The sequence below is a fragment of the Candidatus Eisenbacteria bacterium genome, assembly GCA_018831195.1.
Classification (GTDB): Bacteria; Eisenbacteria; RBG-16-71-46; order CAIMUX01; family JAHJDP01; genus JAHJDP01.
Window position 1 is genome coordinate 46,475 of sequence record JAHJDP010000031.1, and the last position, 13,001, is coordinate 59,475.

Below are 13,001 nucleotides of genomic sequence, written 5' to 3' on the forward strand. Positions count from 1 at the left end.
TACATATACAATTCAACACCGCACAGCCGGATTACAAACCCTTGACGTGCTCAGCAGCATACTGCACGACAGCCGGATTTCCTTCCTGATCGGAAGATCGGATCGCCTGCCAAATTGCATCCGCCTCGACCGCCTGGCTGGACAATGCCTCCAGCGCCTTCAATCGCAATTGAACCGCCGGATCATTCTTCAACGTTATAAGCAGCGCATCCTTAACGGTGGAGTCAAATGTTTGTTGCTCCAGAGCCGTCATCGCTTTTAAACGAACCACCTGATTCGGATCATTGTGCAATGTATAAACTAGAGCTTCTTCAAGCCGCGGATCCCGTAATTGCGGGACCACCGCCATCGCTTTCAGCCGCCCTCCCAAGGTGTGTGAATCTAGGCTGCTAATTGTTCAAGACCTCGAAGGAAGGGGTCGCCGGCGCGTCCCCCCAAGCCCATGCTCCATCGCCCCATGAATATTGCAGCCACAAGCAGAACCATCACTCCGGCAGGAATTGCAAGCGGATGAATTCGCAGAAGATCCCGCAAATCCCTCCAGTATCCCCGGCCGCCGAAGGAACCGGCCGGCGGCCGCCGATTCAAAATTTCTTCCAATACGCGTCCCCGGACCGCATCACATACAGATGCCGTCGGTTCCGGAACCATAGCCTCTCCGGCCCCATCCAGATCCTCATGCCACTTGACCCGCTCCCGGCATTCACCGCATTGGCGGCAGTGTTCATTGAGTTTCTCCCGGTCGCTCACCTCAATCACGCCGGCAACAAGATCCTCAATCATCCTTTGGAAGAGTCCGCAATCCTTCATCTCACAATCTCCCTCTGGGAAGCCAGACTGCGGCGCATTTTGTCCACGCCGCGAAAGAGCAGGTTCTTGGCGGTCCCTTCGCTGCATTCCAGAACAGCGGCGATCTCCCGGCTGGGGAGTCTTTCAAAATACCTCAATGTCACGGCAACCCGATGAACTTGACGATCCCGCTGCCGCCGCCGGCTCCGCAACCAGTTGGCGCTGACACTGTGCGTCACACGCAGCAACCAGGAGCGGAATTCACCCTCGCCTCTGTAACTTCCCAGTTTTTCATAGGTTCGGATGAAGGCATCCTGCGTCAGATCCAGCGCGTCTTCCGGATTTCGGGCATAGGTGTAGACGAAGCGATAGACAAGCCTCTCGTAACGCTGCATCAGAATGGCGAATGCGGCATGCGAACCCTTCAATGTTTCAAAAACAAGATCGTGATCGTCGAGTGGCAAGGCTCTCTCCTGCGTTCACTACTTAGCCTGCCGGCGCCTGCCGGTAATTCCTATATAGATACAGACACCGGAACGGCGGATAGGTTAGCATCCACCGCTGATTTTTTACCAAAGTCTCCGGCCGAGGTGGCGGATATCCGGGATCCCAGATTCTCAGGGTCTTAGAGTCTCAATGATTTCAGTACTGACCCAATACAGATCATCATGCAGCGAATAGAACAGGTATTTCCCATCGGGTGTCACGGTCGCCTGGCCGACCAGTGGGGGGATATCATAGTGATCATGAAGATAGAGGGCATCGCCCCAAGAACCGTCGGCGTTCCTGAAACAAATGTATAGACCGTTTTTTCCGGGAATGTATCTATCAAATACCATATAGCTCTCGTCAGGTGCGATATAGGGATGCGCACTGGGTTCAGCACCCACGCCGCCACCGACTCTTTCAGGCTCTAAATACACTCCGCCTTCAAACTCGACTTTGCCGATACCGCCATCCTGTGGTCCGCCGGGCATTGTATAATAGATGGATCCATCAAGGGCGGCGGTGGCATACATCCCCATGAATAGTTTTTCAGGATCCCGCCATCCATTGTCGACACGCTTGGCCCTGCATATTTGGCGCGGCTGCCGAATTGTAGGTCTTGCATTAAAGAGAATCGACTTCCCATCCGGCGCGACATTCGCTTCTTCGCATTCAAGGGTGTCGCCAAAAAGCTCGATCTTAGCGGGCGCGGTCCATCCATCCGCTTCCCACCGGCACATCATGGTGCCCTGGTTGGCGCGAGAGAAATAGATCTCCCTGCCATCAGGTGTAAATGTTATTGAATATTCATTGGAAGTAGAACAAATCAGGCCGTTGGCGAAGATCTTGGGTTCTAAATCCGGCGGATCTTCCCCCAGATACGGACCCTGGCGCCCGGTCTTTTCTCCCGGGGCATACCTTCCTTGTTCAGCAATCTGGACCCGGGACTTTTCTATCTGCTCATCGATGTTCTCAAGGATCCATGCCGGAAGTGGAAACTCGCCATTCAATTCGGCCGCTCGGCGAAGATAACTCTCTGCCGCCTCCTTATCGCCGGTCACTACATAGAGACAGCCCAAATCCATTAGAGGCCAGGGAGATTCAGGGTAAAGTTCCTCAAGCAGTTTTGTTAGGGCGATGCTTTCCTCATATTGCCAATTTTGCGCCATCCCCCGGGCGCAATAAATCAACTCGCGGCCGTCAATAGCATAGAGATCCGAGGAATCGGCCGTCATTTCATGGAATTTTGTGACTGCAGCTTCGAGCCCCTGGTCCGCCAATATTCTCTCAAAGATTACCGCCGCTGATTCTCCCTGCTGTTCCTCCTGCGAGAACACGACACTCGCGGAAAAAACCAGAGACAACAGAGACACAACCACCCAAAATATTGGGCTGTGAGTTTCGATAAATTTCTTCATAATGTCCCTCCGCAGAATGGACTCACCGGATAGATATAACCAAGAAATTCCAACAGACTCAAGAAAATAGGAGGGTCGGCAACCGGCAGGTCGGTAGGTGAAGAACCGGAATCAGGCCGCTTTTCGTTTGCAGACGAAACGTTCAATCACTGTTCTAAGATCATGAATGTTTATCGGTTTTGGAAGATAGTCATCCATGTCGGCGGCGATGCAGCGATCCCGATCCTCCTTGAATGCGTGTGCCGTCAGTGCAATGATTGGGATTCTCAGATCTGTGATCGATTCGAGGGCCCGAATCTCGGCCGTCATCTCAAACCCATCCATTTCCGGCATTTGAATATCAGCTAGGATGATATCGAAAGCATGTCTTCGGAAAATGGCCAATCCCTCGCGACCATTAGACGCGATCATGACCTCGCAACCCAATTTGCGCAAGAGGGCCCGTGCAAATATCTGATTCACCTTGTTGTCCTCGACAAGAAGGACACGCGTTCCGGCAAGAAGGCCGATCACGGGCATGTCCTGATCGACATCAGCCGATAATGCCGATATCTCATCGATTGAAGATATCGCATCCTTGCCGGCCAAAAGAGCCATAAGGGGAATCGGTTTCACAGGTAGCACCAAGGTTTCATATCCACCCTCAGCATCAATGTTAATTCCACTTGGTGTTTCCCCGAGAGGGATCATGACACACAGTCTGGATTGCTTTTGTTCATGAATTTCAGTCAATAGATCATTGATTGGCGATGTGCCCGATTGATCAAGATCGCCATTATAAATAATGCAATAGTAATAACCGGGACGTTTCTTGGCGGCGGATAAAAATTCCATGAATTCCCCCGCTGTTTCCGCTTGATCAACGGCAAAACCAAGATGACCCAACTGCCGGGACAACGCCATGCATGTCACCGGCCTGTGGCTCGCCAGAAGGATCCTCCGCCCCTCTCCCTTGGTCCAAGAAAGATCCAGCGCCCGATCCTCAAAGATCGATTCCTCAATTGGGAGATGAATCGTAAAGTAGAAACGACTCCCTTTCCCCGGCGCGCTGTCAACTTTCAGCTGCCCGCCCATCAACTCAACCAACCGGCTCGAAATGGCAAGTCCGAGTCCTGTGCCTCCATAACGGCGCGTTGTCGATGAATCGGCCTGTGCAAATGCCGCGAACACACGATCCTGTGCATCGTTGTCGATACCGATCCCCGTATCAATGACGCTGAATGTCAAAGGAACCATTTCGGGAGATACCGATCCATTGAGCGCGGCCGGCGCCAGCTCAACGGCTATCTGTATGGATCCGGTCTCCGTGAATTTCAAAGAATTGCCGATCAGATTGACCAAAACCTGTCGCAGCCGGCCGGGATCGCACGACACATATCTTGGCACCCTTGGATCCATGTAGCATATATATTCTAAATCCTGCTGTGCTATTTGAACACTGAAGGTGCTGACAATCGTTTCAACCGTCGCATATAGATCCACCGGTATCGCTTCAAGCTGAAGCCGGCCTGCTTCGACTTTTGAGAAATCGAGAATGTCATTAATGATACTAAGAAGAGCATTGGCGCTGCTTTTTACAATGCCCAAGAAATTTTGCTGCTCCTCATCCAATCGAGTCGCCAGAGTAAGATCCGTCATGCCGATAATGCCGTTCATCGGAGTTCTGATTTCATGGGACATATTCGCCAGGAATTGGCTTTTGGCGCTATTTGCTCTTTCAGCGGCATCCTTTGCCTCCACCAAAGCCTGTGTTCGCTCTTCTACCTTCGCTTCGAGGTTCTTACTGTAGTCCTCGATTTCCTTTCTCGAATAGCGCAAGCTCTGGGTCATGGCATTGAATACGTTGGCCAACCGGCCCAATTCATCCGTCCCTCTCACGGATACAGAGACATCGAGGTTGCCCCGGGACATTTCCTCGGCGGCCTTGGCCAATGCTTCAACAGGTCGTGTGATCCGGCGGGAAATGAGAATACCAACGAGCAAACCGATCACGGCGACAGCCAGACTCACTAACAATGTCCAGAATTGGTTCCGCCGGATCTCGGCCTTTCCTTCCGCCCTCGATAAACCGAGAACCAGGGTTCCGTAGCGCCCACTCGATGTCTTTATCGGGGACAGCACCAATAGCCGATCTTCTTCAAACAGGACCCGTGTCCCCTCTGTGCTTGACCAGTCTTCGATAACAGATTGTTCCGGCAACGGTGTTTGCGTTAACGAGTTCCCGAATGCATCGAGAACTTGGACAAAAACAATTTCCGGATCCCGCACAAGGCTGGCGATCGCCTCATTAAGAGAACGTCTATCCTCAAACTCGAGAGGGGCGCTGAGGTTATAGGCCAGCATCTCTGTAATACCGACCCCCTTCGATACCAGCGCGGCGCCGGCAAGCCGCTCCAGTCGCGGCGGGAAGAAGACGGCAATGGATATCGCGCCCACAAGCGAGACGGCGACGAGGGCCAGAATGACCCGGGCGCGAATTGAAAGTTGTGGAAGCCGTCTACTCATCACTCTTATTCCCGATGGCTCTGAATTTTTTTACAAATTCGAAGAACCTGAGATTCGAGATCGTGGCCTTCAGCGCGCACCGCATCGAGATTGACCATGATCCGGGGATGATCCTCCTCGAGACCCACTCCGACGCCGAGACCGCCGGAAACATAGTCGACCACACCCGTCAGACTTAAAATATTCAATTCTCTTGTTAATGCCGTGATCTGGCTCAGCCTGCCTTTATGCGCCCGGGTGACATAGAGAATGTCAACCTCGGCCGAGCGCAAACCCTCGTCGATCGATTCCTTCCTGTCCCAGGGAATGGGCACCACTTCAAAGGTTTTGCCCTTGATCGTCTTTTCCGCCATTGAGGAGAGCACCTCCATGAGGGCCTCCATATTTTGTTCCGAAGCTCCATCGCCCCGCCGGTATAATACACCCACACGCAGGAACTCCGACGATTTCTCCATCAATGTTCGATCATAGGTTAGAAGTTTGAAGAGGATTGGAACTTGAAGATTTTCCGGAATCTCTTGTTCTTCTGAAGCAATGACGGATCCTCCCGCAAGCATCAAGAGCGCGGCCAAGATCAGACAAATCCAACGCCCTTTTGCTGTGTCAAAAGTCAAGTTTCTAGAACTCCACACATAGACTTGTATAGATTCTCCGTCTAAATTCAATCGTCCAGGGATGATCTCTGTATCTTCGATCCAAAATATTATCAACACCGACTATGGCCTGAACACCTCGACTCCGGGGCCTGATCCGCCAGCGGGCGTCCATAACAAAATATTCATCCCCCGGCCCTTCCGTCTCCATGGTGTTGAAATTTGTCAGATCCCACTCCGTCGCTGATCGGTAGCGGCCCATCAAGCTGATGGAGTGAATTGCGTGAGGCATCAATATAAGTTCGCCGACCAATGTATGACGCGGGGTGCTTATCTTCCGGTCGCCGGTATCCTTATCCTCAGCCCAGATATAGGAATATCCAAATCGTGTTTTCATCCATTCGGTAATAAGGGCGTCAAGGCTGGTTTCCACACCGGCAATATCCCAGCCGCCCTTGTTTGTGAATCCAAATTCAGAAGGGATTCCCTCTGGAAAGGGTGGAGCGGGAAAATATGCCAGTGAGCTCAGCTGAACGACTTCCCTGATCCGATTGCGATACAATGCCACTGATCCAAGGACATTTTTTGTGAGAAGACCTTGATATCCAAGCTCGAGAGAACGAATTTCTTCGGAATTGAGCGCCTCATTCCCATGAACCAGGATATTCACTGTTGGAATCAATTCTATCTCGGCACGCCCATAACTCTCAAGGAATGTTGGATCCCGATAGGCTTCACCATATGTCAGGCGCAAAGCATGGTTTTCATGTGGTTTGTAGACAATTCCCCCGCGTGGTGCGATATGTTCTCCGACCAGTGGATGGTCATCATAGCGGACTCCAAGGGAAAAGAGGAGATTTCCGCGAGGCCGCCATTCATCATAAAGAAAGGCTGAATGGAGATTCTGCTCTTCTGAATTTTGAAACAATGTCCATTTTACCTCCTTGCGACGGAAGTTGCCTCCCCAGAGCACGAAGTTGCTGGGTTCAACAGAAAATGAATGCTGAAATTCAACATCATGGATTCCGTTATCCAAAGTCCCAATATCGTTGATGGAAATAAGATCCAAGAAATTGCCATCCAGATGCCACTCGGTCCAGAAGTACCGCAAGCTTACATTCTTCCATCTTAAATCCGCACCGGCGAGTTGGTATTGTCCATCCATATTGATAATTGTACTACCGGTACTCATGTTCATGAAGCCATTGCTGTTTCCTGTAAAGAGAGATATTGACGCCTCGTCATTGAGTCGATAGATTGCTTCGCCGTTGAATCGGGACATCTCTTCTTCTTGATATTCAGTTTCCCAATTTTGAGTCGTTTCCCAACCACCGCTTAGTTTCCAACTCAATGGGCCGTAACTGTTCCCGTGAACGAACGAACTCAACTCCTCGCCGACATGCGATGCCTTTACATTCAAGATGGTGGCGTCATTCTCGCCTGGCTTGTAAGTGATGATGTTGATCACTCCAGCAAAAGCGTTGGCGCCGTAGAGGGCTGATCCGGGTCCCTTTATAATCTCGATACTCCTAATTTCCTCCAACGAAACCGGCAGGAACTCCCAAAGTGTCATGCCATAGAAATCCGCATAGACGGACCGGCCGTCGATCATGACCAACATGTTGTTGGATGGAATCGTATTGAGACCGCGAGCGCTGACATCGAAGCATGAAGCCGTATTGGTAATGACTTCAAGCCCTGGTGTACTGAGCAGGAGTTCGGGTATGCTGCGGGCACCGGAGGCGGCGATTTGCTCGGCGGTTATGATAGAGACCGAGACCGGCGATTCGCTGCTCTTCTGAGCATATTTTGAGGCGGTTATGACCGTGCTATTTAGCAGGGCATCTAGATCAAGCTCACTGAAATCATCAAACTCGGAATGAGGTTCTCCGGCCCAAAGGGGTTCAGTCCCGACTCCCAGGGCGCTGATAAGGATGGTCAAAAGAAATCCGCCGATGACCCCAAAGCTTCTGATACTCAAGGTGCCTTCCTTTTTCTTGATCATCCGAAGACCTAAAATCCTAAGATTCTGGACCAGAAAAATTACATCGTAAATATCGGAAATATATAGGGATATATTGAGGAATCATCCTTCGGAATCTGCAGAAAGCCCGGAGAATCTCTGTGGAGGCTCCCCGGGCTTCCAGGTCGGGTGGATTCATGTAACGTCTTGCTAGTTCTCCGGATAGAAAGGCGCCCAGTCGGGAGCTCCATATCCATGAGCAACGCCGTTGGCGCTGACCTGGGTCGATGACACCACGCTGACCGAAGAACCCGCCGCATTCAGAACGGCAATAAAAAGCGGGCTTTCGCCAGCGTATCGGCGGTCGAAGGCGATGGCCATCGAGGCCGGTGACGCTGTCAAATCCTCAGGCCAGTAGGGCTGCGTCCCCAAACCCGCCAAAATATCGGTCGTTGCTAACGAAGAAAGATGAATCGCCTTGATGGCATCGGATTGATGAATAAAGAGAAACTCCCCGTCGTGAGACCATCCGGCATCACGATAATGGGCGGTCGAAACAAAAACATAGACGACCTCTTTGCCGCTGCCATCGGCATTCATCGTAACCCAAACATTATGCGGGGGTGAACCCGCGTCAATATTCGTCGCCACCGCATAGTAGGCGATCTTGGTGCCATCCGGCGACCAGATCGGATTGTGTTCGCCGTCGGTACACTTAATATGTGTACCATCCGACTCCTGTAGAATTTCATCGAGGAATGAAATTTGCGTCAGGCCTGTGCCGGTCTCATTCATTGTATAAATATGGGCAAAGGTTGTTCCATCGTTCAGGTCGATGGCCGAGAGAACAAGTTTTTCCTCGATCGGCGATCCATCGAGATCTCTAACATCAAGATTATTATGATTTGTCAGAGTTGTGAGGTTGGTTCCATCAAAGGTATCGCATCCCCAAACGGCGCTCGCACCGGAAGCACTCACCCGGCTCAAGAAATAGACACGCCGGCTTCCATAGCCAAATGTGAAATCTGTCGGCAAGTAATCAAGATCCGGCGTCACGGTGACCGAATCCACCCCAGTGGTCGGTATGATAACGACATAAGAATCATTACCAGACTCGGCAACAATCAGTGTTCTCATTCCGGTCGTTGTATCCACCGCGACATTGGACAATCCAGACCAGTTGGGAACCTCATCGGCTGTCTTCATTGCAAAGAAATATTCCGTACCGGGCTCGAGCCCATCAACGGTCATCCCCTGAGCTGATGGGGCCGCCTGTGGGCCGGGCTCTCCCGTCACAGGAATCGCCTGGCTCCAGTTGCCGGCGGTGATTGTAGCCGTAGAATATCGAATATCATAAGCCGTGGCTGTTCCCGTAACGCCATCGTCGCCGGGTGAAGTCCAATCCAATTGAATCGATGTGTCGGTCGGATCCGATGCCGCCAGATCCGATACCTCCGCAGGCGGGGTCACATCACCTGGATCGGTTGTTCCGCCGTCGTCATTGCAGGCGGCGGCAAAAAGGGTTAAAAGAAACGAACAGAAGAGAAGGTAGAAAATCTTCAAGGTAAGACCTCCTTATTTGTGGCCAACGGCAGGTCTCAAAATTCATCGAAACCCGGCCGCACATTTGCATTGAGGCACAGTAGCGATTCGATGGTAATACCCAGGCCGGGCGATTGTCCACAGCCGAATCGACAAAAAGACGATTCCCCGGGCCCTGGATCGGTAACATAAGCTCCACGTATATTCATCATGGCCATATCTAATTTGCATTGTACATTTTGGATTCGCCTCACTGTCGATCATCGCCGCAAGACAGCAGATAAAAGTTTGGTTGGATACGATTTGGGGTAGGAAAAAGGGAATGGGCCCATTATAAATCTGGATAAGTCCCGGTAGGAATCCCGCCGGCAAAATCACAAGCAAGGAAGCATCCAAAACATCCCATTGCAGCGGAACCAGAGGAAGCCCATGGCTGACATTAGACCCTTCTGCGCCCTCCGGCCTCGCCCGGAGCTCGCGGAAAAGGTGGCAAGTCCACCCTACGACGTCCTCAATAGCGAAGAGGCACGGGAGATGGCCGGCGATAATCCGATCTCCTTCCTGCATGTCACCAAACCGGAAATCGATCTTCGGCCCGAAGTATCCCCATATGCCCCAGAGGTTTACGCAAAAGGGGTCGAGAACCTTCAGCGGTTGATTCAGGAGGAGGTTCTAATCCGCGATCCGCACCCTTGCTTCTACCTTTATCAGCAGCGGATGGGCGGACATGTCCAGGCCGGTCTCGTCGCCGGCGCTTCGGTCGATGAGTATGACCAAAATCTCATCCGCAAACACGAGCACACACGGCCGGATAAAGAGGAAGACCGAACCCGGCATATCGAGGCTTTGAATGCCAATACCGGCCCTGTTTTCCTAACCTACAAGAGACGGGACACCGTCGACCAGATCACCGAACAGATCCGCGCGCGGAAGCCTGATGTCGATTTCACCTCGTCGGATGGCGTACAGCACACCTTGTGGGTTGTGGCGGATGGATCCACGATTCAAGCTCTGAAAGACAGCTTCGCCGCGATCAGCATCCTCTATGTGGCGGATGGACATCACCGAAGCGCATCGGCCTCAAATGTCGCCGCCACACGCCGGGCCGCCAACCGCGGCCACACGGGCCGGGAGCCTTACAACTATTTCCTATCCGTCATCTTCCCCGACGATCAGATGATGATTCTCGATTACAATCGAGTCGTGTTCGATCTTAAAAACCTTAATGAACAAACATTTCTGGAGAAAATCCGCCGCTCTTTTGATATATCTCCGGCGGATGACCCAAAACCGAGCCGTCCGCTTGAATTCGGCATGTACCTCAAAGATAGATGGTACCGGCTCACGGCACGGGACGGCACCTATCCGGCGAATGATCCGGTGAACAGCCTGGATGTCGCCGTTTTACAAAACAATCTTCTCGCCCCTATCTTGGGGATTGAAGATCCACGGTCGGATTCTAGAATCGATTTCGTGGGAGGGATTCGCGGTTTGAAGGAGTTGGAGAAGAGAGTGGCCGGCGGTGCTGCCGTCGCCTTCGCTCTTTATCCAACAAGTATTTCCCAGCTGATGGCCATAGCGGATGCGGGAGAAGTCATGCCTCCCAAGTCAACTTGGTTTGAACCCAAGCTACGATCAGGCCTCATCATTCGTCCGCTGGACGATCGTTCTTAAGGAGAGCAGTTATGAAGATCCTAATTTCTGATGCCTTTGACGCATCTCTACCGGGCAAGTTGGCGCGTTTTGGGGAAACTTTCGATGACAAGAGCCGTTTGTCTGAAGCTGATGTTGTGCTTATACGTTCCAAGACAACGTGCACGCGGGAATATATCGACAAGGCCGCAAGCCTCAAGCTGATCATCCGCGGCGGCGTCGGACTCGATAATGTTGATCAGGATTACGCTAAGCAGAAGGGGATCGCCGTTCACAATACAGCGGCGGCCTCCAGCATCGCCGTGGCCGAGCTGGCTATGGGTTTCATGACCGCGATCCCGGCGAATATCATCCCGGGTCATATATCCTTGACCAAAGGCGAGTGGCAGAAGAAGCAACTCAAGCGAACGGAGCTTTACGGCAAGACCCTGGGTTTGATCGGCATCGGCAAGATCGCAACCGAAACCGCCATCCGCGCCAAAGCCTTCGGGATGAAGGTGATCGCCTATGACAAATACATCGACAAATCCAAGCACGCAGAGATGGTTTCATTCAACGATCTTCTCATCCGATCCGATTTCATATCCCTGCACGTTCCCTATACGGATGAGACGCGGGAAATGATCAATAAATCGACGATCAAACAGATGAAGGACGGCGTTATTATTGTGAACACCGGCCGCGGGAAATGTATCAACGAAGCTGATATGGCGGAAGCGCTGAGAAACGGCAAGGTCCGCGCCTATGGAACGGATGTCTGGTACTCCGATCCTCCGGATTGGGATGGCTGCCCCCTGCTGACCGCACCGAATGTCTATATGACGCCGCATATCGGAGCTTCCACGACTGAGAATTTGCTTAGAATCGGCGATGTTATCGAGGAGATTCTCAACGCGTACGTGAAGGAGGGTAAACTATGACACACCGCATCCACAATTTTAATGCCGGTCCCGCAACACTCCCCCTATCGGTATTGGAAGAGGTCCAGGCCGAACTTTTGGATTTCAAGGGATGCGGGATGAGTATTATGGAGATGAGCCACCGAAGCCCTGAGTATATGGAAGTCCACACCGAGGTGCAGACCCTCACGAGCGAGCTTCTCGGTCTTGGTGATGACTATAAGGTTCTCTTTTTGGGCGGCGGGGCATCGACGCAATTTTACATGATTCCGCAGAATCTTCTTTCCGGTGGAAGGAAGGGCGATTATATCGTAACCGGCACCTGGGCCAAGAAGGCGGCCAAAGAGGCAAAGCTATTCGGCGAAGTACACATTGCTCACGATGCCGCAAACGCCGACGGCAAATTCACCTATATTCCGACACAAGATCAGCTCCATCTTTCGCCGGATGCGGCCTATCTTCACTACACCACAAACAACACTATCGCCGGCACGCAATTTCATTATTATCCCAAAGCTCCCGCCGGCGTCCCGGTAATTTGCGATATGTCCTCCGATATCTTTTGGAAGAAGTTCGATCCGCGACCCTTCGGACTCATCTACGCTGGGGCGCAGAAGAATCTCGGACCTGCCGGCGTCACCATGGTTATCATCCGCAAAGATATGCTCGATCGTTGCGCCGATGGCATCCCGACGATGATTAGCTATAAGACTCATGCGGATAATGACTCATTGTTCAACACGGCGCCGGTCTTTCCAATCTATGTCGTGGGCAAAGTTCTAAAATGGATCAAGGCGCTCGGAGGGCTTGGTGCGATAGAAAAGCGTAATCGTGAAAAGGCCGGGCTGATCTACGGCGCCATCGACGCGAATCCTGATTTCTTCCGTTCGCCGATCCAGAGAGAGAGCCGTTCGGTGATGAACATTGTCTGGCGGCTTCCGTCCGAGGATTTGGAAAAGACCTTTATTGCAGAAGCGAAGAAAAGCGGACTCGGCGGCCTCAAGGGACATCGTTCAGTCGGCGGATGCCGCGCATCGACCTACAACGCCATGCCCATCGAGGGCGTGAAAGCGCTCGTCGGCTTCATGGAGGCGTTCGCTAAGAAGAACGGGTAAACTGACTGTTTTAATGGCTTCGAGGCAAAATCGTTCAC

General features: G+C 52.1%; 11 protein-coding genes. 3 read left to right on the forward strand and 8 right to left on the reverse strand.

What is annotated here, in order from left to right:
• Positions 1-31: 31 nt before the first annotated feature.
• The 8 genes from KJ970_05835 to KJ970_05870 form a co-directional block, all read right to left on the reverse strand.
• Positions 32-349, reverse strand: coding sequence for a hypothetical protein (locus KJ970_05835; GenBank protein MBU2690430.1), 318 nt, complete (start codon positions 347-349; stop codon positions 32-34).
• Positions 350-381: 32 nt separating this feature from the next.
• Complete coding sequence (locus tag KJ970_05840) at positions 382-810, reverse strand: hypothetical protein (GenBank protein MBU2690431.1); 429 nt, start codon at positions 808-810, stop codon at positions 382-384.
• Positions 807-1,253 carry an RNA polymerase sigma factor gene (locus KJ970_05845; protein ID MBU2690432.1) on the reverse strand — a complete coding sequence of 149 codons (447 nt, stop codon included), beginning with the start codon at positions 1,251-1,253 and terminating at the stop codon, positions 807-809. Before KJ970_05845 ends, KJ970_05840 begins: the two co-directional genes overlap by 4 nt.
• A gap of 153 nt (positions 1,254-1,406) precedes the next feature.
• Positions 1,407-2,693, reverse strand: coding sequence for a hypothetical protein (locus KJ970_05850; GenBank protein ID MBU2690433.1), 1,287 nt, complete (start codon positions 2,691-2,693; stop codon positions 1,407-1,409).
• Between the two features lie 111 nt (positions 2,694-2,804).
• Positions 2,805-5,198 carry a response regulator gene (locus KJ970_05855; protein ID MBU2690434.1) on the reverse strand — a complete coding sequence of 798 codons (2,394 nt, stop codon included), beginning with the start codon at positions 5,196-5,198 and terminating at the stop codon, positions 2,805-2,807.
• A 5-nt stretch (positions 5,199-5,203) separates the two neighbouring features.
• The gene (locus KJ970_05860; GenBank protein ID MBU2690435.1) at positions 5,204-5,770 is read right to left on the reverse strand and encodes a YfiR family protein; all 567 of its coding nucleotides are present in this window, start codon (positions 5,768-5,770) and stop codon (positions 5,204-5,206) included.
• A 46-nt stretch (positions 5,771-5,816) separates the two neighbouring features.
• Positions 5,817-7,796: a TonB-dependent receptor gene (locus KJ970_05865; protein ID MBU2690436.1), complete on the reverse strand. Its 1,980-nt coding sequence runs from the start codon at positions 7,794-7,796 to the stop codon at positions 5,817-5,819.
• A gap of 168 nt (positions 7,797-7,964) precedes the next feature.
• Positions 7,965-9,317, reverse strand: a complete 1,353-nt coding sequence (locus tag KJ970_05870; protein ID MBU2690437.1) for a fibronectin type III domain-containing protein — start codon at positions 9,315-9,317, stop codon at positions 7,965-7,967.
• 408 nt (positions 9,318-9,725) lie between these two features.
• Here KJ970_05870 and KJ970_05875 point away from each other — a divergent pair, with 408 nt between their 5' ends.
• From KJ970_05875 to serC, 3 genes are read left to right on the forward strand one after another with little or no spacing between them, the layout of a single operon-like run.
• Entirely contained in the window at positions 9,726-10,970 is a 1,245-nt protein-coding gene (locus KJ970_05875; protein ID MBU2690438.1) for a DUF1015 family protein, read from the forward strand.
• A gap of 11 nt (positions 10,971-10,981) precedes the next feature.
• Positions 10,982-11,869, forward strand: a complete 888-nt coding sequence (locus KJ970_05880; GenBank protein ID MBU2690439.1) for a hydroxyacid dehydrogenase — start codon at positions 10,982-10,984, stop codon at positions 11,867-11,869.
• Positions 11,866-12,963: a 3-phosphoserine/phosphohydroxythreonine transaminase gene (gene serC, locus KJ970_05885; GenBank protein MBU2690440.1), complete on the forward strand. Its 1,098-nt coding sequence runs from the start codon at positions 11,866-11,868 to the stop codon at positions 12,961-12,963. The genes KJ970_05880 and serC overlap by 4 nt, the downstream gene beginning before the upstream one ends.
• Positions 12,964-13,001: the final 38 nt, after the last annotated feature.

Bases quoted from the DNA above. Each gene is read 5' to 3' on its own strand.
- KJ970_05835 (MBU2690430.1), bottom strand. From the start codon at position 349: ATGGCGGTGGTCCCGCAATTACGGGATCCGCGGCTTGAAGAAGCTCTA.
- KJ970_05840 (MBU2690431.1), bottom strand. From the start codon at position 810: ATGAAGGATTGCGGACTCTTCCAAAGGATGATTGAGGATCTTGTTGCC.
- KJ970_05850 (MBU2690433.1), bottom strand. From the start codon at position 2,693: ATGAAGAAATTTATCGAAACTCACAGCCCAATATTTTGGGTGGTTGTG.
- KJ970_05855 (MBU2690434.1), bottom strand. From the start codon at position 5,198: ATGAGTAGACGGCTTCCACAACTTTCAATTCGCGCCCGGGTCATTCTG.
- KJ970_05865 (MBU2690436.1), bottom strand. From the start codon at position 7,796: ATGATCAAGAAAAAGGAAGGCACCTTGAGTATCAGAAGCTTTGGGGTC.
- KJ970_05875 (MBU2690438.1), top strand. From the start codon at position 9,726: ATGGCTGACATTAGACCCTTCTGCGCCCTCCGGCCTCGCCCGGAGCTC.
- KJ970_05880 (MBU2690439.1), top strand. From the start codon at position 10,982: ATGAAGATCCTAATTTCTGATGCCTTTGACGCATCTCTACCGGGCAAG.
- serC (MBU2690440.1), top strand. From the start codon at position 11,866: ATGACACACCGCATCCACAATTTTAATGCCGGTCCCGCAACACTCCCC.